At 69.6% G+C, this 21,748-nt stretch carries 16 protein-coding genes; 7 read left to right on the top strand and 9 right to left on the bottom strand.

The features are described from left to right. Together RAH40_RS16430 and RAH40_RS16425 are read left to right on the top strand one after the other, a co-directional pair. Entirely contained in the window at window positions 1-675 is a 675-nt protein-coding gene (locus tag RAH40_RS16430; protein WP_306598658.1) for a response regulator, read from the top strand. Then, entirely contained in the window at window positions 665-2,038 is a 1,374-nt protein-coding gene (locus RAH40_RS16425; RefSeq protein ID WP_306598657.1) for a sensor histidine kinase, read from the top strand. Before RAH40_RS16430 ends, RAH40_RS16425 begins: the two co-directional genes overlap by 11 nt. Before the next feature lie 150 nt (window positions 2,039-2,188). Here RAH40_RS16425 and RAH40_RS16420 read toward each other — a convergent pair whose 3' ends face one another. Beyond that, window positions 2,189-3,505 carry a dicarboxylate/amino acid:cation symporter gene (locus tag RAH40_RS16420; RefSeq protein WP_306598656.1) on the bottom strand — a complete coding sequence of 439 codons (1,317 nt, stop codon included), beginning with the start codon at window positions 3,503-3,505 and terminating at the stop codon, window positions 2,189-2,191. Window positions 3,506-3,651: 146 nt separating this feature from the next. Between RAH40_RS16420 and RAH40_RS16415 the strand changes: the two genes are divergently transcribed. Continuing rightward, window positions 3,652-4,566: a 2-hydroxyacid dehydrogenase gene (locus RAH40_RS16415; RefSeq protein ID WP_306598655.1), complete on the top strand. Its 915-nt coding sequence runs from the start codon at window positions 3,652-3,654 to the stop codon at window positions 4,564-4,566. A gap of 10 nt (window positions 4,567-4,576) precedes the next feature. Beyond that, complete coding sequence (locus RAH40_RS16410; protein ID WP_306598654.1) at window positions 4,577-5,362, top strand: SDR family oxidoreductase; 786 nt, start codon at window positions 4,577-4,579, stop codon at window positions 5,360-5,362. Window positions 5,363-5,594: 232 nt separating this feature from the next. Here RAH40_RS16410 and RAH40_RS16405 read toward each other — a convergent pair whose 3' ends face one another. Further along, entirely contained in the window at window positions 5,595-5,963 is a 369-nt protein-coding gene (locus RAH40_RS16405) for a hypothetical protein (RefSeq protein WP_306598653.1), read from the bottom strand. A 164-nt stretch (window positions 5,964-6,127) separates the two neighbouring features. On the opposite strand from RAH40_RS16405, the gene RAH40_RS16400 reads away from it, so the two are divergent. Next, window positions 6,128-7,078, top strand: a complete 951-nt coding sequence (locus RAH40_RS16400) for a LysR family transcriptional regulator (RefSeq protein ID WP_306598652.1) — start codon at window positions 6,128-6,130, stop codon at window positions 7,076-7,078. 51 nt (window positions 7,079-7,129) lie between these two features. Here RAH40_RS16400 and RAH40_RS16395 read toward each other — a convergent pair whose 3' ends face one another. From RAH40_RS16395 to RAH40_RS16365, 7 genes are all read right to left on the bottom strand, one after another. Continuing rightward, on the bottom strand, window positions 7,130-7,513 hold the full coding sequence (locus RAH40_RS16395; protein ID WP_306598651.1) for a response regulator: 384 nt from the start codon (window positions 7,511-7,513) through the stop codon (window positions 7,130-7,132). 372 nt (window positions 7,514-7,885) lie between these two features. Further along, entirely contained in the window at window positions 7,886-8,281 is a 396-nt protein-coding gene (locus RAH40_RS16390; protein ID WP_306598650.1) for a hypothetical protein, read from the bottom strand. Between the two features lie 156 nt (window positions 8,282-8,437). Then, window positions 8,438-9,193, bottom strand: a complete 756-nt coding sequence (locus RAH40_RS16385; protein WP_306598649.1) for an SDR family oxidoreductase — start codon at window positions 9,191-9,193, stop codon at window positions 8,438-8,440. Window positions 9,194-9,302: 109 nt separating this feature from the next. Further along, complete coding sequence (locus RAH40_RS16380; protein ID WP_306598648.1) at window positions 9,303-12,557, bottom strand: PAS domain S-box protein; 3,255 nt, start codon at window positions 12,555-12,557, stop codon at window positions 9,303-9,305. A gap of 280 nt (window positions 12,558-12,837) precedes the next feature. Beyond that, window positions 12,838-13,884 (bottom strand): prephenate dehydrogenase/arogenate dehydrogenase family protein, encoded by a 1,047-nt coding sequence (locus RAH40_RS16375; RefSeq protein WP_306598647.1) that lies wholly within the window; start codon window positions 13,882-13,884, stop codon window positions 12,838-12,840. Between the two features lie 27 nt (window positions 13,885-13,911). Next, window positions 13,912-14,286, bottom strand: a complete 375-nt coding sequence (locus RAH40_RS16370; RefSeq protein WP_306598646.1) for a P-II family nitrogen regulator — start codon at window positions 14,284-14,286, stop codon at window positions 13,912-13,914. Then, window positions 14,283-15,569, bottom strand: coding sequence for an ammonium transporter (locus RAH40_RS16365; RefSeq protein ID WP_306598645.1), 1,287 nt, complete (start codon window positions 15,567-15,569; stop codon window positions 14,283-14,285). The genes RAH40_RS16370 and RAH40_RS16365 overlap by 4 nt, the downstream gene beginning before the upstream one ends. Before the next feature lie 250 nt (window positions 15,570-15,819). Here RAH40_RS16365 and gltB point away from each other — a divergent pair, with 250 nt between their 5' ends. Both gltB and RAH40_RS16355 read left to right on the top strand, forming a co-directional pair. Then, the gene (gene gltB / locus RAH40_RS16360) at window positions 15,820-20,331 is read left to right on the top strand and encodes a glutamate synthase large subunit (protein ID WP_306598644.1); all 4,512 of its coding nucleotides are present in this window, start codon (window positions 15,820-15,822) and stop codon (window positions 20,329-20,331) included. Then, complete coding sequence (locus tag RAH40_RS16355) at window positions 20,331-21,734, top strand: glutamate synthase subunit beta (RefSeq protein ID WP_306598643.1); 1,404 nt, start codon at window positions 20,331-20,333, stop codon at window positions 21,732-21,734. Before gltB ends, RAH40_RS16355 begins: the two co-directional genes overlap by 1 nt. Window positions 21,735-21,748: the final 14 nt, after the last annotated feature.

Below are 21,748 nucleotides of genomic sequence, written 5' to 3'. Positions count from 1 at the left end.
ATGAAGATCCTGCTGGTCGAGGACAACCGCGCGCTTTCCGAATGGCTGGCCCGGACGCTCCACGCCGACGGCTACACGGTGGAGTGCACGTACGACGGCGCCGACGCCGACCTGCGCCTGACCACCGAGACCTACGACCTGGTCATCCTGGACCTGGCCCTGCCCGGCCTCCACGGCCGGGAGGTGCTCAAGCGCCTTCGGAGCCGGCGCAACCCCGTGCCCGTGCTGATCCTGACCGCCTTCGACGGCACCAGGGACCGCGTGGACGGCCTGGACATCGGCGCGGACGACTACATGGCCAAGCCCTTCGAGGTCCACGAGCTGGAGGCCCGCATGCGGGCCCTGCTGCGGCGCTCCAACCAGCAGAAGAACCCCGTCCTCACCTGCGCCTCCCTGGCCTACGACACCAATTCCCGGGTGTTCACCCTGGCGGGCGCGCCCCTTTCGCTCACGCCCCGGGAGCACTCGGTGCTCGAGATGCTGATGATGAAGGCCGGCAAGACCGTGAGCAAGCGCGGGCTGGCCGAGAGCCTCTTCTCCCTGGACGAGGACGTCAACCCCGACGCCATCGAGATCTACGTGCACCGGGTGCGCCGCAAGCTCGAGCCCGGCGACGCCGTGATCGTGACCCTGCGGGGGCTGGGCTACCTGCTGAAGCCGCGCCATGTCGATTAGACTGACCAGCCTGCGCAGCCGCATCCTGGCGTGGCTCCTGGTGCCCCTGGCGGGAAGCGCGGGCCTGGGCATCCTCCTGTCCCGCCGGGACGCCGCGGCCATGGCCACGGTCGTGCAGGACCGCCTGCTCCTGGGCTCCGCCCGCACCATCGCCCAGCAGATCAGCTACGAGGACGGCATCATCGAGGTGGCCATCCCCCCCTCGGCCCTGGAGCTCTTCCAGGGCGACACCGGCGACCGGGTCTACTACCGCATCGCCTCCAGCCGGGGCGTGCTCCTGTCGGGCTACGCGGAGGTGCCCGCGCCCCCCGGGGACCTGCGTCCCGAGGAGTCCCTGCACTTCACCACCCGGGTCCGAAACGAGCCCGTGCGCGTGGTGGCCTACGCCCAGCCGGTCTTCGGGGCACCCGGCGAAGGCCCGGTGGTCATCGAGGTGGCCGAGACCTTCCAGGCCCACGACAGCCTGGCCCAGCGGGTCTGGCTCGGCAACATCCGCCAGGAGCTGCTCACCCTGTCCCTGGTGGCCGTCCTGGTGTGGCTGGCCCTGCGGGGGGCCCTGAAAAGCATCCTCCTGCTGCGGGACCGGGTGCAGGAACGCCACGCCGGCTCCCTGGAACCCCTGGACCCCGGCCCCGTCCCCACGGAGCTGCAGCCGCTGGTGGGGGCCATCAACGGCTACGTGGAGCGCCTGGACACCCAGATGGCGGTGCGCAGCCGCTTCATCGCCAACGCCGCCCACCAGCTGCGCACCCCCTTCACCGTGCTGCAGACCCAGGTGAACTTCGGCCTGCGCAACCCCGATCCCGCCCAGAAGGACCAGGCCCTCACCGCCATCTTCCAGGGCGTGCGCGCCGGCACCCGCCTGGTGAACCAGCTCCTCAGCCTCTCCCGGGCCGAAGCCTCATTCCTCCCCTTCCGGAACCGCGTGGACGTCGCCGCGCTGGCCCAGCGGGTGCTGGAGGAGCAGGCCGCCCTGGCCCAGTCCAAGGACATGGACCTGGGCCTGGAGGTCCGCACGGACCAGACCGAGGTGCCGGGCTCCTCCTCCATGCTCCACGAGCTGCTGGCCAACCTGGTGGACAACGCCCTCCACTACACCCAGGCCGGCGGCGTCGTGACGGTGTCGGTGGACCGCCCCGGGGTGGGCCTCGTCCTGAAGGTGGAGGACAACGGCCCCGGCATCCCCGAGGCCGACCGGCAGAGGGTCTTCGAGCGCTTCTGCCGCCTCCAGGTGGACGGCACCCAGGGCTGCGGCCTGGGCCTGTCCATCGCCCAGGAGGTCACCCACGCCCTGGGGGGCGTGATCGAATTGTCGGATCCAAAGGAAGGAACCGGCCTGGTGGTCACCGTCACCTTCCCCTGATCCTTTCCCGGCGAACCTCGGCCCTTCGGCCACCTCGGCGATGCCTTCCTTTTCCTTGAACCTGCGGCGCGCATCTTAATTGCGCCGTTGAGGCTTGAAACGGAATGCATCGCCGAGGTGGCCGAAGGGCCGAGGATCGCCGAGGGAATCCTAGGCTTCTTCGGGCACGCCCGCGATGGCGGGGACCCGGGACAGCTCGTACTCCTCCTCCTCCACGACCTTGGGGTTGTCCAGGAAGTATTTTGCCCGCTCCAGGTCCAGTTCCCCCTCCCACTTGGACACCACCACCGAGGCCACGCCGTTGCCGATGAGGTTGGTGATGGCCCGGCATTCGCTCATGAACTTGTCGATGCCCAGCAGCAGGGCCAGGCCCGCCACGGGGATGTTGCCCACCACGGAAAGGGTGGCGGCGAGGGTGATGAAGCCGCCCCCGGTGACGGCCGCCGCGCCCTTGGAGGTCAGGAGGAGGATGGCCAGGATGTAGAGCTGCTGCGCGAAGGTGACGTGGGTGTTGGTGGCCTGGGCGATGAAGAGGCAGGCCAGGGTGAGGTAGATGGAGGTGCCGTCCAGGTTGAAGGAGTAGCCCATGGGGATGACCATGCCCACCACGGACTTGGAGCAGCCCAGGCGCTCCATCTTCTCCATCATCAGGGGCAGGGCGGATTCCGAGGAGGAGGTGCCCAGCACGATCAGGATCTCCTCGCGGATGAAGCGGAGGAACTTGAACATGTTCAGGCCGGTCCAGGACAGCACCGCCCCGAGGATGAGCACGACGAACAGGGCGCTGGTGAAGTAGAAGCACGCGATGAGCCTGCCCAGGGGAATCAGGCTCTTGAGGCCGTAGGCGCCCACGGTGAAGGCCATGGCGCCGAAGGCGCCGACGGGGGCCAGCCGCATGACCATGGCCACCAGGCGGAAGAAGACCTTGTTCAGGCCGTCGATGACCTTCATGACCAGGGTGCCGTCGGCCTTGAGGTAGGCCAGCGCCACGCCGAAGAGGATGGCGAAGAGCAGGATCTGCAGGATGTCGCCCTTGGCGAAGGCGTCGGCCACGTCCTTGGGGATGATGTTCATGACGAAATCCACGGTGGAGAGGTGCTTGCCCGTGGTGTAGATGGAGATGGCCTTGGTGTCGAGGGTGGCCGGGTTGATGTTCATCCCGGAGCCCGGCCTGAAGAAGTTGGCCACCAGCAGGCCCAGGGCCAGGGCGACCGTGGTGAAGATCTCGAAGTAGAGGATGCCCTTGGCGCCGACCCGGCCCACCTTCTTGAGGTCGCCCATGTGGGCGATGCCCTGCACCACGGTCAGGAAGATGATGGGCGCGATGAGCATCTTCACCAGCTTGATGAAGCCGTCGCCCAGGGGCCGCATGGCGGAGCCCAGGTGGGGGTTGTAGTGCCCCAGGAGGATGCCGATGATGATCGCGGCGATGACCTGCACATAGAGACTTTGGGTAAGTCGACGCATGGGCGCTCCTGGCTGAGGCTGGAAACGTGGAGGTATCAACCGGATTCTAGGGGGGGTGCCTTTCAGTTGCCTTTCAGTCCGGCCCCTTCTCCCAGGAGGGTGGATTTCAGGGAAGTTAGGGTAGGGTTGAGGCAGGGAGGCGAATCATGGAGGACCTGATCCGCGTCGGCGACTTCACCGCGCCCCAGAAGGCGGCCATCGACCTGGAGTTCGCCTGCCACACGCCGGAGGAGGCTGGCCGGGACGCGGCCCTTCGCGCCTCCGTGCGAGGCTTCCTGACCCGCAGCAACATGAAACTTTCAACCGAGGTGCTCGAAACCCTGCCCGCCCTGAGGATCATCGCCACCTCCGGCGTGGGGTTCGACGGCATCCCCGTGGCCTGGGCCCGGGAACGGGGCATCGTGGTCACCAACACCCCGGGCGTGCTGGACGCGGCGGTGTGCGAGCTGGGCGTGGGCCTGCTGCTGGCGCTGCTGCGGGAGATCCCCCGGGCGGACCGGCACGTTCGCACCGGCGCCTGGCGCGGGGGCATCTACCCCCTGACCACCGGTCTCGCCGGCAAGCGCGTGGGCATCGTGGGGCTGGGCCGCATCGGCAAGGGCATCGCCGAACGCCTGCTCCCCTTCGGCCCCAGCCTGGCCTATGCCGGGCGCCCCCAGGCGGGCATCCCCTTCCGCCACTTCCCCGACGCCCGGGCCATGGCCTCCGAAGTGGACGTCCTGATCCTCACGTGCAAGGGCGGGCCGGACACCCACCACCTCGTCAACGCCGAGGTGCTGGCCGCCCTGGGTCCCGGCTACCTCGTGAACCTCGCCCGGGGTTCCGTGGTGGACGAGGCCGCCCTGTGCGACGCCCTCGCCCGGGGCACCCTGAGGGGCGCGGCGCTGGACGTGTTCGAGGAGGAACCCCTCGGGGCTTCTCCCCTGCTCGACCTCCCCAACGTCCTTCTGTCCCCCCACGCCGGTTCCGCAACCCACGAGACCCGTGCCCTCATGCTTCGCATGGCCCTGGACAACCTGCATGCGGTGCTGGGCGGGGGCGAGGCTCTCACCCCCGTCTAAAGGAGATGTGATGGAATTCGGACTCAGCGGGAAGACAGCCCTGGTGCTCGGCGGCGGAGGCGGCATCGGCCGCGCCGTGGCCACGACCCTCGCCCGGGAGGGCGCCCGGGTCGCCGTGGCGGACGTGAGCCCGGAAGCCCTCGACCAGACGGTAGCGGAGATACGTTCGCTGGGCGGCACGGCCCTGGGGATCCTCTGGGACCTGGGCGACCTGGCCGCCATCGACGCCCATGTGACGGCCCTGGAAGGCGCCCTGGGCCCCGTGGACGTCCTGTTCAACAACACGGGCGGCCCGCCGCCGACCCCCGTGGCCGGCCAGGATCCCGCCCAGTGGGCGAGGTTCTTCCAGTCCATGGTGCTGTCGGTCATCGCCATCACCGACCGGGTCCTGCCGGGCATGAAGGCCCGGGGCTGGGGCCGGATCATCACCAGCACCTCCTCCGGGGTCCTCGCCCCCATTCCCAACCTGGGTCTGTCCAACGCCCTGCGGGTCGCCCTGGTGGGCTGGTCCAAGACCCTGGCCCGGGAAGTGGCCAGGGACGGCGTCACGGCCAACATCATGGTCCCCGGCCGCATCGGCACCGGCCGCACCCGGTTCCTGGACGAACAGAAGGCCAAGCGTGAGAACAAGGCGGTGGAGACGGTCACCGCCGAGAGCACCGCCGCCATCCCCATGGGCCGCTACGGCGAGCCCCAGGAGTACGCCAACGTCGCCGCCTTCCTGGCCAGCACGGCCGCGTCCTACGTCACCGGCTCCACGATCCGCGTGGACGGCGGCTACGTGGCGGGGGTCTGACCATGGCAGCCCTGGACGTCGCGGACGTGGAACTGCTCATCCAGCGCCAGACGAAGCGCCTGCGGGAGCGTGGCTGATCCTTTCTTTTCCCGGCGTGCCTCGGCCCCTCGGCCACCTCGGCGATGCCAGCTGTTTCAATGCCTTCCGGCGCATCCGATCCTTGCGCCGATGAAGGGGAGAACAGGAAGGCATCGCCGAGGTGGCCGAAGGGCCGAGGCTCGCCGAGGAGGGGCTAGGGCATGCCGACCAGGTCGTTGGCGGTGCATTCGGGACTGGCGGTCTGGAGCAGGTTGACGTACTTCTTCAGCCCGCGCCGGTAGCCGTCCGAAGCGCCCAGGAAGAGCACCTCGGCCTCCCGGTAGCCTTCGCGTGCCGGGCCGTTGGCCCAGATGACCCGGGCCTGGATGGACTCGGCGGGGAGCAGGGGGTGGCTCAGAGACCAGCCCTCCACCACGGAATCACCGGAAACCTTGGCCTGCTCGGGGACCTCGATGTGGCAGCCGTCCGTGCCCAGGTTCAGGATCTGGATGTTGCCGTAGGTCGTGCCCTCGGACTGGAAGCTGGCTTCGCAACGGTTCAATACGGAGACTCGGTTCGTCATTCGACACCTCGTTTACCGGCGTGTGGCCGGATGGGTTGCAGTGCGCCGGGGTCCCCCGGGGGCGTCCCCCGGCTCCTTGGCTTGCTATAGTCTCGGTCCGGTAAACCATCGGCGCCAACGAATCGATTTGATTGCTAGAATCGATTCAACCGATGAGGAGCCCCGTGGAGACCAAGACCCTGCTGACCTTCCGGACCGCGGCCCAGTCCCTCAGCTTCACCAGGACCGCGTCCACGCTGGGCTACGCCCAGTCCAGCGTCACGGCCCAGATGAAGGCCCTGGAGGAGACGCTGGGCTACGCCCTCTTCAACCGCGTGGGCAACCACCTGCAGCTCACGGAGCCCGGGCGGCGCTTCCTGGTCTACGCGGACCGGATCCTGGCGCTCACGGACGAGGCCATGTCCTCCAACATGGAGACCGAGGACGTGGGCGTCGTGCGCTTCACCGCCACCGAGACGATCGGCACCTACCTCCTGCCCCCGGTCCTCAAGGCCTTCACCAAGGCCTTCCCCAAGATCCGCCTGCAGTTCCTTCCCGGCTTCTCGCGGGACTTCAAGCGCCAGGTGCTGGAGGGCGCCGTGGACTTCGCCTTCATCCTGGAGGCGTCCTTCCCCTCCAAGACCCTTGCCGTCGAGAAGCTGCGGGACGAGGAGATCCTGATACTCGGCTGCTCCGGCCACCGCCTGGCGTCCAGCGCTTCCGTCTCCAGCGGCGACCTGGTGCGGGAACCGGCCCTCCTCAAGACCAACGGCTGCAGCTACCGCGACCAGTTCGAGCGCCAGCTCATCGCCGCCGGCGCCCGCCCCGGCAACGGCATGGAGTTCCAGCACGTGGAGACCATCAAGCGCTGCGTGGAGGTGGGCCTGGGCATCGCGCCCCTGCCCCGCATGGCCGTGGAGGACGAACTGGAATCCGGCCGCCTGGTCCCCCTGCGGTGGGACGGTCCCAGCCTTCAGGTCTCCACCTACCTCGTGTGGAACCCCCAGCGCCACCTGGACGCCGCGGGGCACGCCTTCCTGGAGCACGTGCGGGGGATGATGCACAGCGTCCGCGAACCGGCCAATGAAGATGCGCCCTCGCCAACGGCGACGTTCCGGACGCAGGCCGGGAAGTGATGAAAAAGGGAAGCAACGGCACGTGGTTGTATAAATGCTCTTAGTGGCCGTTCATCCGGCCTGACCGGGGGCCGTCCTGGCCATTTCCCGGACCGTTTCAACGAGCCCGGCCATGGCGCCCTTGAAGACGAACGCATCGGCGCCGCAGGCCGCCATCGCCTCCACCACGGCGGAGTCGCGGCTGGTGGAGATGGCGAGGATCCGAACGCGGCCGAACGTCTCGTCCCGCTTGAGGATCACCGCCAGGGTCTCGGCGTTGCAGCGAGGCAGGTGGTAGTCGATGATCGCCAGGTCGGGTGCGAATTCCCGCGCCAGTTTCAGGACCTCGAAGACGGACGCCGGATCCAGGGAGCGGACTTCGAAACCCGCCTCCTCGAGGACCCGGGTGGCCAGGGTCCTGAACATGGCGTTGTCATCCACCAGGAGGATCTTCATTCCAGGCATGCCACAGGGTATCAGCTTGCATGGATCTGTCTGATAATTTAACAATATAATAAAAATTCACCGTTTATTGCAACTTGTCGACCTGGATGATTCATGGCGGCAAAATTTCGGGCGGTATCGTGATCAGGATCTTTCGTTTGAGAAATTTGAGGCGAATTTTTAATCCCGGCAAGCTGATTTCCTTATTCGGCGAACCTCGGCCCCTCGGCAACCTCGGCGATGCCTTCTGTTTCAAGCCCCAACGGCGCATTTACTATATGCGCAGCAGGTTCAAGGAAACGAAAGGCATCGCCGAGGTAGCCGAGGGGCCGAGGTTCGCCGAGAAAAAGGGATTTCAGAGGCTGCTTAGGATTCCCGGAAGCTTCAGCAGACACCCGGAAAGGGCATCCCGGTGGCGCTGCTGGAGGGCCACCAGGGCCGCGCGAGGTTGGTCATGCAGGTCTGGACCTCGCGGTGGTAGCTCTCGGTCGCGCCCAGGAACTGCACTTCGGCCTCCACGAAGCCGGCCCGGTCCGCCTGGCGGGTCTCGAGGACCCTGGCCTGGATGAGATCCATGGGCAGGAGCGGGTGGATGAGGGACCAGCCTTCCAGCACGGAGTCGCCGCTGACGCGCTCCAGGAGGTACTCGGGCATCTCCACCCGGCATCCGTGGGTGCCCAGGTCCAGGAGGCTGATGTTGCTGTGGGTCTTGCCGCCGGAGCGGACGCTGGCCTTGCAGCGGTTCTTCACGGAAACACGATCGTTCTTCTGGCTGACCATCGACTATCTCCCATGCCGGCTGGGGCCGGCCAGGTTGCTGGAAACGCCCGTGACGGGAATGCCCCGACCCCTTGGCATGTTCCAGTCTCGGCCAGGCATGCCATCGCCGCAAACGAATGGTTCTGATCTTTAGAATCGATGGAACCGATGACGCCTTCAACCCCGTCCGATGAAGGGCATCTTGGTCGCCATGATCGTCATGAACTGCACGTTCGCTTCCAGGGGCAGCTCCGCCATGTGCACGACCCCCTGGGCCACCTGCTGCACGTCCATCATCGGTTCCGGAGCGATGTCGCCTCCCGCCTGCTTCACGCCCACCGTCATCCCCGCCGTGAAGCCCGTCAGCGCGTTGCCGATATCGATCTGGCCGCAGGCGATGTCGTATTTCCGGCCGTCCAGGGAGATGGACTTGGTCAGGCCGGTGACGGCGTGCTTGGTGGCGGTGTAGGGCGCCGAATCGGGCCGGGGCACGTGGGCGGAGATGGAGCCGTTGTTGATGATGCGGCCGCCGCGGGGAGCCTGGTCCAGCATGACCCTGAACGCCGCCTGGGCGCAGAGGAACATGCCCGTGAGGTTGACGTCCACGACCCCGGTCCAGTCCTCGTAGGTCAGGTCCTCGAAGAGCTTGCCCCGCACGTTGATGCCCGCGTTGTTGAACAGGAGGTCCACCCGGCCGAAGTCCTGCTTCACCGCCGCGAAGAGCGCGGCCACGGAGTCCGGCCGGGTGACGTCGGTGGGGACGGGCAGCGCGCGCAGTCCCGCGCCGGATTCCGCGGCCACCTCCAGCAGGACTTCGGGCCTGCGTCCGGCCAGGGCGACCCTCCAGCCCGCGGCCAGCAGCGCCAGGGCGGTTGCCTTGCCGATGCCGCTTCCGGCCCCGGTGACGACGGCGACCTTGCCGGGATCGATCATGGTGGACCTCCTGTCGGTTGGGCGGCCCCGTCAGGCCGGGCCGCCGATCTTGAATGATGGTGCTCCCATTCCGCTCCTCCGGCGAAGCTTGCGCCCGAAAGGCGGTGCCTCAGGCCATCGCCTTCAGGTTCTGGAGCTTCCCCACCAGCTCCTCCATGGAGTAGGGCTTGGTGATGGCCAGCATGTGCCCGTCCCTCTCCAGCAGTTCGAGGATCCGGGCGTCCAGGTGGCCCGTGGCCAGGAGGATGGGCAGGTCCGGCCAGCGGCGGCGGATGTGCGCGTGGGTCTCGATGCCGTTCATCCCGGGCATGTTCAGGTCCAGGATCACCAGGTCCACCGGGGGGCCGGAGCCCAGGAGCACCAGGCCCTCGGCGCCGCCCGACGCGATGGCGACGCTGTGGCCGCGGGTCTTGAGCATGCTGGGCACCGCGGCCCGGATGAGGTCGTCATCGTCCACCAGCAGCACGTTCAGGGGGGCCTCCCCGGGCGCCGGGCCCGGCGGACCCTGCAAGGGGGCGACGTCCCCGGCGGCCGCGGGCAGGCGCAGGCTGACGGTGGTGCCCCGGCCCTTCTCGCTGCGGATGGCCAGGGTCCCCCCGTGGGCCTTGGCGGTGGCGTAGGCCATGGCCAGGCCCAGCCCCGTGCCCTTGCCGATGGCCTTGGTGGAGAAGAAGGGGTCCATGGCCCGGGCCGCCACCTCGGGAGGCATGCCGGTGCCGGTGTCCTCCACGGCGACCTCCACCTGGGCCCCGGGCAGGTTCCTTGTGCGCAGGACGAGGGTGCCGCCCTCGGGCATGGCGTCCATGGCGTTCACGCAGAGGTTCATCAGGAGGTTGGCGAGGGAGCCGCGCTCGCCCGAAACGGGGAGGAGCCCTTCCTCGAGATCGGCCACCAGCCGGTATTTCTGCAGGGTGGTGCGGTTCAGCAGATCGAGCTCGTCCCGCACCAGGGCGTTGAGGTCCAGGACCTCGGGCTGCTGCAGGTTCTTGCGGGAGAACTTGGTCAGGCCCATGACCAGGTCCCGGCCGCGGGTGGAGGCCTTCTCCACGAGGCCCAGGGCCTCGGCCAGGGGGGCGTCCCCGGCGTGGGTCAGCTTGACGGTCTCGATGACGGCCTGGATGGCCGCCAGGATGTTGTTCATGTCGTGGGCCACGCCGCCCGCGAGGCTGCCCAGGCTGTCGAGCTTGTGGGACTGCTGGATCTCGGCGTCGAGTTTGCGCTGGAGCTCCTCCGCCTGCTTCCTGAGGCTGACGTCCCGGAGGATGTGGCTGGTCCGGGTCTGGCCGTGCTTGTCGATGAAGAGCACGGAGGCGGTCTCGCACGGGAATTTCGTTCCGTCCCGGCGGAGGAAGGTCAGCTCGCCGGTCCAGCGCCCGGTGCGCGCCCGTTCCTCGATGGCCACGGGCACCCTGGGATCGGTCATGTCGACGATGCCGTCCCGGCCCACGGCCCGGATCTCCTCCACCGTCCGGCCGAGCATGGCGCAGGCCGCGGGATTGACGTCCAGGATGGCGCCGTCCGGGGCCGCGAGCATGATCCCGTCCAGGCTCCGGTCGAAGAGCAGCCGGTATTCCGCCTCGCTTTCGCGCAGGGCCAGCTCCAGCTCCCGGTGGGCGGTGATGTCCCGCGTGATGGAGAGCTGCACCGGTTCCCCGTCCCAGGTGATGATGCGGGTGGAGACCAGGCAGGTGACAGGCGTGCCGTCCGCCCTGCGGAAGTCCAGCTCCAGGTTGTCCACCCTGCCCTCCCGGTCCAGCGCCCCGGCCCACCGTTCCCGGTCCCGGGGATCCGCCCAGACACCCAGTTCGAGGGAGGTGTGGCCCAGGACGTCGCCCATGGACCGGCCCAGCAACTGGACATAGCGCTCGTTCACCAGCAGGTAGAGACCGTCCGCCAGGCGGGTGATGGCGATGGCGTCGGGACTGGCGTTGAAGATGAGGGCGAAGCGCTCCTCGGAGCGCCGCAGCACGGCTTCGGCCTCCTTGCGGCCCGTGACGTCGTGGGCCATGCTCATGACGGCCCGGCGCCCGTCCACCAGAGGCCCCAGGGACACGGAGGAGAAGTCCCAGATCCGCGTCGAGCCGTCCCGGCACCGGATGGGGTACTCGATGCTGCCCTCCCGCCGGGGCCGGTCGAAGAGGTCGCGGGCAATCTCCAGGATGGCCTCCCTGCGGGAGGGGTGGGCCAGCTCCGCCCATTTCCCCAGGGTCGGGACCTCGGCGCGGGAGTAGCCGCTCAGCTCCGTGAAGACGCGGCTCACCATGAGGATCTCGCCGTCCTCGGCGAAGATCATCATGGGGAAGGGCACCTCCTCCACGGCATGGCGGAAGCGGGTTTCGCCCTCGCGACGGAGCCGCTCGGCTTCGAGCTGCGCCCGGAAATCATTCGCCCGTCCGTTCCGCCAGTGGGCCGCGGCCGCGGCCAGCACCGCGAGGGCCGAGGCGAGCGCCAGGAGGATCGTGTCCCTCCGCCGCCGCTCGAACAGGGCCATGGCCTCCCCTTCGTTCACGCGGACCACCAGGAACCACGGGGAGGCGGGAATCGGCCGCACGTCCGCCAGGAGCCTCACGCCCCGGTAGTTCCGGGTCTCCACGATGCCCTTCCGGCCGAGGATGGCCAGGACCGAGGCCCGCGTCCGGTCCGCCATCGGGACCCGCTCGGTGAGGGCGGTCCCGGCGCGGGTCCGCATGTCGTTGAGGACCACCGCCTCCTCCCCCTCCCGCCGCACCAGCAGGGTCTCCGCGGACGCCGAGGGGGTGGGCCAGCGCAGGACGATGGGATAGAGGGTCCGGGTGGGGTCGATGCGCAGCAGGAACAGACCAAGCGTCCGTCCCATCCGCCTGGCGTCCAGCACGGGGATGAGGAGATGCATGTGGATGCCCGGACCGTCCGCGTCCCGGGAGAGATCCAGGAAGCGCGGGCGGCCGTCGGCGAGGGCTTCCCGTGCCTCGCGTTTCAGGCCGCCGGGAAGGGGCGGCCGCCCCGGGGGTATCGCCAGGCGCTCCTCGCCCCGGGTGTCCAGCAGGCGCATCTCGTCGTACTGGCTCTGCTCCCTGAGCCAGTCCTCGAGCAGCGGCGTGGCATCCGGAAGACCTGAACCCTCCGCCGGTCCCATCAGGCGGGTGAAGGCGGAGATGCGCGAGAGGGTCGAGGCGTCCGTCAGCCGCTCCTCGCGCCAGAGGGCGATCTCGCTGGCCTTCAGCGCCCCCACGGTGGAGAGGTGGCTCTCCGCCTTGGCCCGCTCCAGGTTCCACAGGGTGCGGACATGCCGGACGGCCCCCACCGCGATGCCCGCAACCAGGAGCCCCGCCAGGACGATGAGGAGTGCCGGCGGACGCCATTTCTCTGGAGAACGGGAGGCCATGGATCGAATCTCCCACCGCGGATGTCGAATCGGGATTCCGGGTTCGTGGCCTAGGTTATCGTTTTCCCGTGGCGGTTGATGGAGATTTCAATCACGCCCCCTTCCGGGTCCGGGGCGGGATCCGCGCCTCGCAGGCGACGCCGGTCTGGCACTCGCCGCAGCCGTAGCGCGGGGTGTAGAGGCGCCGGGCGGCATCGACATGAACCTTGCATGTGGTAGTGTCCCTGCCATTGGCCAGATTGATCGCCCGGCATGGGCAGCGGGGGATCCGGGCGCCGCATCAGGCGCCTCCCGGTCCCTGCACCCGGCGGCTGGCCCTGAGGATGGCCTGGAAGACCCCCTCCACCACCTCCGGGTCGAGGCCATCGGCCTGGGCCCAGGCCCTCCGGTCCCGCATGAGCGACGCCTCCCGGCCCGGATCCAGCACGGGGGCGCCCAGCACCGCCTTGGCCCGGCCGGCCCGGCGGCTCAGCTCGGCGCGGCGGGCCAGGAGCTCCACCAGCTCGCGGTCCAGGTCGTCGATCATCGCCCGGGCCTCCACCAGGGCCGGGGACCGCTGACCCAGGTCGGGCATCGACAGCAGGGGCGGCACCTCGTCCCCGCCCCCGGGCCCGGCCAGTCCCGCGTCGATGGCCTGCAGGGCCTGGAGCAGCCTGGACCGGGCGTCCCCGGCGAAGGGGTTGAGGTTCTGGATGGACGTGAAGAGATGGCTGGCGTCCTCCCGCACCGCGTCCAGGGTGCGCTGGATGGCGTGGAAGGAGGGCGGGGCGAAGGGCAGGTCCGCCCCCGCGCCCATCTCCAGCAGGCCCTTGGCCAGGAAGAAGGTGAGGGCGTGGGTGCTGGCCATGAGCCGGTCGTGGTCCTCCGCGCTCTGCTCCAGCACCTCGCAGCCCAGGTTCCGGAAGAGCGCGGCCACCTGGTCCGCCGCGCCCTGGAACCCGGGGACGGCGCACACCACGGTGCGCAGGGGCCGCTCGGCCCGGGCGAGGCTCACGGGCCCGAACAGCGGGTGGACGCCCACGTGCGGCCCCTTGAGCCGCTCGGCCATCCATTTCGCGGGGAGCACCTTGACGCTGGCCACGTCGAAGACGATCTGCCCGGGCCCCACCCGGGGCGCCACCCGGTCCAGGGCCTCGGGCAGGGCTCCCACGGGCACGGCGAGGGCGAGGATGTCCGAGCCTTCGACCAGGGCCTCCAGGCTCGGGGCGCGGACCTCCGCGGGCACGGAGGCGACGGGATCCAGGGCCCGGAAGGCGCAGCCCCCCTGCTCCAGGAGCCCGCCGAGGGCCTGGCCGAACTTCCCGTAGCCCAGAATGCCGATTCGCACGGATCGCCCTCCAGGCCCCATTGTGACCTAGAAGGACTCCAGATGGGGATCCACGCCCACGGGCGTCACCGCCGCGCGGTCCTCCTCGCCGGTGCGGATGCGGTACACCTGTTCCAGGGGCACCACCATCACCTTCCCGTCGCCCACCTCACCCGTGCGGGCGCTGCGGAGGATGGCCTTCACGGTGGGTTCCACGAAGGGGTTGGAGACGCCGATCTCGAGGCGGACCTTGTCCGAGAGCTCCATCTTCACGGTGGCGCCGCGGTAGGTCTCCACGCGCTCGGTCTCTCCGCCATGGCCCTGGACCCTCGTGACGGTGAAGCCCTTCACGTCCAGGCGGTACAGCGACTCCAGCACGTCGGTGAGCTTTTCGGGGCGGATGAAGGCGATGATGAGTTTCAATGGACGGCTCCTTCGGAAGGCAGAAGGCTGATCTCGACGCGCGCCCGGACATCGGGCAGCAGCAGCAGGGCGCCGTCGCCCGACGCATAGGCCTCCTCGCCGTGCTGGCTGAAGTCCAGGCCCTGGCCCTCCTCGGCGGGCGTGGCCTTCAGGGCGGCGAACAAGGCCACCAGCTTGAGGAGGGCGAGGGTGGCCAGGGCCGTGAAGGCCACGGTGGCCAGCACCGCCAGGCCCTGCACGAGGAACTGCCTCGGGTTCCCGTGGAGCAGGCCGTTCACCGGCGCGCCCCAGGCCCGGTCGGCGAAGACCCCGGTGAGCAGCGCGCCCACGGTGCCCCCCAGGCCGTGGGCGGCCACCACGTCGAGGGAATCGTCCAGGCGCGTGCGGGCGCGCCAGAGGATGGCGAAGTGGCTGGGCACCGCCGCCAGGCCTCCGATGAGCAGGGCCGACACCGGCGACACGTAGCCCGCCGCGGGGGTGATGGCCACCAGGCCCACCACGATGCCCGTGGCGCCGCCGGCGGCCGTGGCCTTGCCCGAGCGCGCCAGGTCCAGGCCCATCCACACCAGCAGGGTGGCCGCGGGGGCCGCGAGGGTGTTCACGAAGGCCAGCACGGCCTGGCCGTTCACCGCCAGGGCGCTGCCGCCGTTGAAGCCGAACCACCCGAACCACAGCAGCCCGGCCCCCAGGATCGTGAAGGGCACGTTGTGGGGCAGGATGGCCTGGCGCGCGAAGTCCTTGCGGGGACCCAGGAAGGTCGCGGCCACCAGCGCCGCGGTGGCCGCGGTGATGTGAACCACGGTGCCCCCGGCGAAGTCGAGGGCCCCCATGCGGGCCAGCCAGCCCCCGCCCCACACCCAGTGGGCCACGGTGCCGTACGCCACCAGGCTCCAGAGCGTGATGAAGACGGCGTAGGCCAGGAACTTCATGCGCTCGACCACCGCGCCCGAGATGAGGGCCGCGGTGATGATGGCGAAGGTGCCCTGGTAGGCCATGAACAGAAGCCTGGGGATGGTTGCCCCCGGAGCGCAGTCCAGGCCCACGCCGCGCAGCAGGACGAAGGAGAGGTCCCCCAGCGCCTGGCTGCCCGGGCCGAAGGCCAGGGAGTAGCCCAGGAGGAACCACGCCACCCCCACGCAGCCCAGGGACACCAGGCTCATCATCATGGTGTTGAGGGCGTTCTTGGCGCGGACCAGGCCCCCGTAGAAGAAGGCCAGGGCCGGCGTCATCAGCAGGACCAGGGCGGTGGAGACAAGTATCCAGGCGGTGTCGGCAGCGTTCACGAGCCCCTCCTTGGTGGCTAATTCTCATCGAATTTGGCATTATTTACATGATTTTTATTTTTCATTTTGTATTTTTTATATCAAAATAACCATTTTTTATATTAACCGATCCGGGTCGCGTTCGATGTCCGAATCCAGCTATAACCTTTACAAATAACCGGTTCATGCCTCCGGCACCTTGCTACGGTTGAGCCATGCAGCATGAACGGGGCCATCCGGCCTCCGCACGGCTACACCCGAGGAAATCGAAATGTCGCTGCCGCCCCGCCAAGGACTCTACGATCCCTCCTTCGAGCACGACGCCTGCGGCCTGGGCTTCGTGGCCACCCTCAACCGCGAGGCCTCCCACGACATCGTGGCCAAGGGCCTCGAGATCCTCGCGAACCTCACCCACCGCGGCGCCGCGGGCAGCGATCCCCTCACCGGGGACGGCGCCGGCATCCTGCTCCAGATCCCCCACCAGCTCTACAAGGAGGAGATGGCGGCCGAAGGCGTCGACCTGCCCGAGCCGGGCGACTATGCCGTGGCCATGTGCTTCTTCTCCGCGGACCCGGCGGAATGCCGCCACCACTACGCGATCCTCGAGGCGGCGGTGATGCACTACGGCCAGACCGTCATCGGCTGGCGCACGCCGCCCACCGTCACCTCGGCCCTGGGCCCCACGGCCGTGGCGTCCATGCCCAGCTTCCGGCAGCTCTTCATCGGGAGGCGGTGCCAGCCCGAATCCTTCGAGCAGGTGCTCTGCACCATCCGCAAGATGGCCGGGCGCAACGCGAAGTTCGAGCACTTCTTCATCTGCTCCTGCTCCTCCCTCACCGTCGTGTACAAGGGCCTGATGCTCGCCGAGCAGCTGGCGGCCTTCTTCCCGGACCTGGCCGACCCCCGCACCCGCAGCCGCCTGGCCATGGTCCACTCGCGCTTCTCCACGAACACCTTCCCCGCCTGGAAGCGCGCCCACCCCTACCGCCTCCTGGCGCACAACGGCGAGATCAACACCCTGCGCGGCAACCTCGCCTGGATGTCCGCGCGCGAATCCAACCTCGCCGGACCCGCCTTCTCCCAGCAGACCGTGGACGCCTTCCGGCCCATCGCCAGGCCCGACGCCTCGGACTCCCAGGCCCTGGACCAGGTGGTGGACTTCCTGCACCAGGGCTCGGGCCGCAGCCTGCCCCACGTCATGATGATGCTGGTGCCCGAGGCCTGGACCCACGACCCGGACATGTCGCCGGAGAAGAAGGCCTTCTACGAGTACGCGGGCTGCCTCCTGGAGCCCTGGGACGGGCCCGCGGCCCTGGCCTTCACCGACGGCCGCCTCATCGGCGCCACCCTGGACCGCAACGGCCTGCGCCCGGCCAAGTACGTCGTCACCTCGGACGGCCTGGTGGTGGTGGCCAGCGAGTTCGGGGTGCTGGACCTCGACCCCGCGACGATCGTCCAGAAGGGCCGCCTCCAGCCCGGGAAGATGTTCCTGGTGGACACCCTGGAGGGGCGCCTGGTCTCGGACGAGGAGATCAAGCACCAGGTGGCCTCGGCCAAGCCTTACGCCGCCTGGCTCGCCCAGAACAAGATCGACCTGGCCTCGCTGCCCCCCGCGCCCGCGTCCAGCCCCGCCCCGGGCCCGGCCTTGACGGCGCTGCAGCAGGCCTTCGGCTACACCGAGGAGGACCTGCGCATCATCCTGGCCCCCATGGGGGCCGGCGGGGAGGAGCCGGTGGGCTCCATGGGCGTGGACATCCCCCTGGCGGTGCTCTCGGCCAGACCCCAACTGCTGTTCCGGTACTTCAAGCAGCACTTCGCCCAGGTCACCAACCCGCCCATCGACCCCATCCGGGAGGAGATCGTCATGTCCTCGGTGACCTGCGTGGGCGGCGAGGGCAACCTCATGGAGGAGTCCCCCCGCCAGTGCCGCATGCTGGAGCTGCCCCACCCCTTCCTCACCGACGGCGACCTGGCCAAGCTGCGGGCCAACCCCCTCGGCGACTTCAAGAGCGCCACCCTGCCCATGTTCTTCCACCTGGAGGGGGACCCCGAGCGCAACCTCTTCGAGGGCATCCGCACCCTCTGCCGCGCCGCCAGCCGGTGCGTGGCCGACGGCATCAGCATCGTCATCCTCAGCGACCGCGGACTGGACGAGCGGCGAGCGCCCATCCCCAGCCTGCTGGCCACCGCCGCCGTGCACCACCACCTCATCCGCGAAGGCACCCGCACCCGCGTGGGCCTCATCGTGGAGTCGGGGGAGCCCAGGGAAGTGGCCCACATGGCGGCCCTCGTGGGCTTCGGCGCGGGCGCGGTGAACCCCTACCTGGCGCTGGCCACCCTGCGGGACCTGTGCGCCCGCGGCGTGCTCGCCGAACCCGGCCCCAAGGCCGAGGCCAACTACATCAAGGCCCTCAAGAAGGGCCTGCTCAAGACCATGGCCAAGATGGGCATCAGCACGCTGTCCAGCTACCAGGGCGCCCAGATCTTCGAGGCCATCGGCATCGACCAGTTCGTCATCGACGAGTACTTCACCGGCACCGCCTCAAGGGTGCGCGGCATCGGCCTGCGCGACCTGGCCGAGGAGACCCTGGCGCGCCACGCCGGGGCCTTCGACCCCGACGCCCCGGGCGTGCTGGAGCAGGGCGGCCACTTCCACTACCGCGTGGACGGGGAGCGCCACCTGTGGAACCCCGAGACCATCGCCAGCCTCCAGAAGGCCGTGCGCCTGGAGGACGCGGGCAGCTACGAGGCCTTCGCCCGGGCCATCAACGACCAGGTGGAGTACCCCGCCACCCTCCGCGGCCTGTGGGACCTGGTGCCCGCGGGCGACCCCGTGCCCCTTTCCGAGGTGGAGCCGGCCTCGGAGATCGTGCGCCGCTTCGCCACGGGCGCCATGTCCTTCGGCAGCATCTCCAAGGAGGCCCACGAGAACATCGCCATCGCCATGAACCGCATGGGGGGCCGCTCCAACACCGGCGAGGGCGGCGAGGACCCGGCGCGCTTCGCCCCCGATCCCAACGGGGACCTCAGGCGCAGCGCCATCAAGCAGGTGGCCTCGGGCCGCTTCGGCGTCACCGCCGAGTACCTGGCCGATGCCGACGAGATCCAGATCAAGATGGCCCAGGGCGCCAAGCCCGGCGAGGGCGGCCAGCTCCCCGGCGCCAAGGTGGACGCCACCATCGCCAAGGTGCGCCACAGCATGCCCGGGGTCACCCTCATCTCCCCCCCGCCCCACCACGACATCTATTCCATCGAGGACCTGGCCCAGCTCATCTTCGACCTGAAGAACGTCAATCCCAGGGCCCGCATCAGCGTCAAGCTGGTCTCGGAGGCCGGGGTGGGCACCATCGCCGCGGGCGTGGTGAAGGCCCACGCGGACGTCGTCCTCATCAGCGGGGACAACGGCGGCACCGGGGCCTCCCCGCTCACCGCCATCCACCACTCCGGCGTGCCCTGGGAGCTGGGCCTGGCCGAGGCCCACCAGGTGCTGGTCCTCAACGACCTGCGCAGCCGCGCGGTGCTCCAGACCGACGGCAAGCTCAACACGGGCCGGGACGTGGCGGTGGCGGCGCTGCTGGGGGCCGAGGAGTTCGGGTTCTCCACCGCGCCCCTGGTGGCCTCGGGCTGCATCATGATGCGCAAGTGCCACCTGAACACCTGCCCCGTGGGCGTGGCCACCCAGGACCCCGTGCTGCGCGCGAAATTCGCCGGACAGCCCGAGCACGTGATCCGCTATTTCTTCTACGTGGCCGAGGAGCTGCGCGGACTCATGGCCAGCCTGGGCTTCCGGGACGTGCGGTCCATGGTGGGCCGCTCGGACTGCCTGAAGCCCCGCAGGGAGGGCCTCAATCCCAAGGCCCGCAAGGTGGACTGCTCCGAGATCCTCCACCGCTCCTCGCGCGCCACCAAGCTCTCCGGCGCCTGCGCCGAGGCCCAGGACCACAAGCTCGACGACGTGCTGGACCACGAGCTCATCCGCCAGGCGATGCCGGCCCTGGAAGCGGGCACGCCGGTCGTGCTCGAGACCCGGGTCCGCAACAGCGACCGCGCCACGGGCGCCATGCTCAGCGGCGAGATCGCCAGGCGCCTGGGCGGCGGGGGCCTGCCCCCCGACACCATCCGCATCCGGGCCGCGGGGAGCGCCGGCCAGAGCTTCGGCGCCTTCGCATCCCCCGGCATGACCCTGGAGCTGGTGGGCGACGCCAACGACTACGTGGGCAAGGGCCTCTGCGGCGGCGTCGTGGCCGTGCGGCCCCACCCGCGGGCGCCCTTCAGGGCCGAGGACATGGTCATCGTGGGCAACGTGGTGCTCTACGGCGCCACCTCGGGCCGGGCCTTCTTCAACGGCCGCGCCGGGGAGCGCTTCGCCATCCGCAACAGCGGCGCCACCACGGTGGTGGAGGGCGTGGGCGACCACGGCTGCGAGTACATGACCGGGGGCCTGGTGGTGGTGCTGGGCACCGTGGGCCGGAACTTCGCCGCGGGCATGAGCGGCGGACTGGCCTACGTCCTGGACGAGGACGGGACCTTCGCCGGGCGGTGCAACAAGGAGATGGTGGAGCTCCTGCCCCTGGGCGGGGAGGACGCCCTGCGGGTGCGGAACCTCCTGGCCGAGCACGTGGAGCGCACCGGCAGCGTCAAGGCCGCGGAGGTCCTGGCGGACTGGGATGCCCGGTCGGCCCGGTTCGTGAAGGTCTATCCGAGCGAGTACCGCAGGGCCCTGGAGGCCGCCGCCTCCCCCGCCACCAACGGCCTGGCCGACCTGTCCGTGGGGGTGAAGTGATGGGCAACGTCCGCGGCTTCCTCGAAGTCTCCCGCCTGGAACACGGCAAGCGCCCCGTGGCCGAGCGCGTCAAGGACTGGAGCGAGTTCGAGCTCCTGACCCCCCTGCCCCTGCTCAAGGACCAGGCCTCCCGCTGCATGGAGTGCGGCATCCCCTTCTGCCACGGCGGCTGCCCCCTGGGCAACGTGATCCCCGAGTTCAACGACCACGTGTACCGGGACCACCCGGACCTCGCGCTCGCCATCCTCCACTCCACCAACAATTTTCCCGAGTTCACGGGCCGGGTGTGCCCCGCCCCCTGCGAGGCCTCCTGCACCCTCAACCTCGAGGACCACCCGGTGACCATCAAGGACATCGAGCGCAGCATCGTCGACCGCGCCTGGGATGCGGGGGCGATCCTGCCCCGTCCCGCCCGGGCGCGCTCCGGGCGCACCGTGGCCGTCATCGGCTCGGGCCCCGCGGGCCTGGCCGCGGCCCAGCAGCTGGCCCGCAAGGGCCACGCCGTCACGGTCTTCGAGAGGGACGACCGCGTCGGCGGGCTCCTGCGCTACGGCATTCCCGACTTCAAGCTTGAGAAGACCCTCATCGACCGCCGCGTGGCCCAGATGGAGGCCGAGGGCGTGGTCTTCCGCACCGGCGTCCACGCCGGTAAGGACGTGGACGGAGCGGAGCTGCGCAGGAGCTTCGACGCCGTCCTCCTCTGCGGCGGCGCCCGCAGGCCCCGGGACCTCCCCGTGCCGGGCCGGGCGCTGCGCGGCGTGCACTTCGCCATGGACTTCCTGGCCCAGGCCAACCGCCGCGTGGCCGGCGAGACCCCGGCGGACCCGATCCTGGCCACCGGCAAGCGCGTGGTCGTCATCGGCGGCGGCGACACCGGCTCCGACTGCCTGGGCACCTCCATCCGCCAAGGGGCCGCCCGCATCCACCAGCTCGAGCTGCTCCCCAGGCCCCCCGCCACCCGCGACGCCGCCAACCCCTGGCCCGCGTGGCCCCAGGTGCTTCGCACCTCCTCCTCCCAGGAGGAGGGCGGCGAGCGGGACTGGGGCATCGCCACCACCGCCTTCCTGGACGACGGCAAGGGCGGCCTGCGCGCCCTGGCCGCCGTGCGCGTGGGCCCCGCGCCCACCTTCACGCCCATTCCCGGCACCGAGTTCGAGCTCCCCTGCGAACTTGTCCTGCTGGCCATGGGCTTCACCGGCTCGGAACGGGAGGGCCTCCTGGAGCAGCTGGGCGTGGAGATGGACCCGCGCGGCAACGTCCGGACGTCCAACTTCCAGGCCAGCGTGGAAGGGATCTTCGCCGCCGGGGACCAGGCCCGCGGCCAGAGCCTCGTGGTGCACGCCATCGCCGACGGACGCAAGGCGGCCAAGGCCGTGAACGCCCATTTGAAAATGATGAAATGACTCATTTAATCTTT

The sequence above is a fragment of the Geothrix sp. 21YS21S-2 genome, from assembly GCF_030846775.1.
Classification (GTDB): Bacteria; Acidobacteriota; Holophagae; order Holophagales; family Holophagaceae; genus Mesoterricola.
This window is presented reverse-complemented; position numbering and strand designations above follow the sequence as displayed.

Excerpts from the sequence above, each read along its gene's own strand:
- gltB (WP_306598644.1), top strand. The coding sequence starts at position 15,820 with ATGTCGCTGCCGCCCCGCCAAGGACTCTACGATCCCTCCTTCGAGCAC.
- RAH40_RS16405 (WP_306598653.1), bottom strand. The coding sequence starts at position 5,963 with ATGACGAACCGAGTCTCCGTATTGAACCGTTGCGAAGCCAGCTTCCAG.
- RAH40_RS16385 (WP_306598649.1), bottom strand. The coding sequence starts at position 9,193 with ATGATCGATCCCGGCAAGGTCGCCGTCGTCACCGGGGCCGGAAGCGGC.
- RAH40_RS16395 (WP_306598651.1), bottom strand. The coding sequence starts at position 7,513 with ATGAAGATCCTCCTGGTGGATGACAACGCCATGTTCAGGACCCTGGCC.
- RAH40_RS16420 (WP_306598656.1), bottom strand. The coding sequence starts at position 3,505 with ATGCGTCGACTTACCCAAAGTCTCTATGTGCAGGTCATCGCCGCGATC.
- RAH40_RS16380 (WP_306598648.1), bottom strand. The coding sequence starts at position 12,557 with ATGGCCTCCCGTTCTCCAGAGAAATGGCGTCCGCCGGCACTCCTCATC.
- RAH40_RS16415 (WP_306598655.1), top strand. The coding sequence starts at position 3,652 with ATGGAGGACCTGATCCGCGTCGGCGACTTCACCGCGCCCCAGAAGGCG.
- RAH40_RS16355 (WP_306598643.1), top strand. The coding sequence starts at position 20,331 with ATGGGCAACGTCCGCGGCTTCCTCGAAGTCTCCCGCCTGGAACACGGC.
- RAH40_RS16390 (WP_306598650.1), bottom strand. The coding sequence starts at position 8,281 with ATGGTCAGCCAGAAGAACGATCGTGTTTCCGTGAAGAACCGCTGCAAG.
- RAH40_RS16425 (WP_306598657.1), top strand. The coding sequence starts at position 665 with ATGTCGATTAGACTGACCAGCCTGCGCAGCCGCATCCTGGCGTGGCTC.
- RAH40_RS16410 (WP_306598654.1), top strand. The coding sequence starts at position 4,577 with ATGGAATTCGGACTCAGCGGGAAGACAGCCCTGGTGCTCGGCGGCGGA.
- RAH40_RS16430 (WP_306598658.1), top strand. The coding sequence starts at position 1 with ATGAAGATCCTGCTGGTCGAGGACAACCGCGCGCTTTCCGAATGGCTG.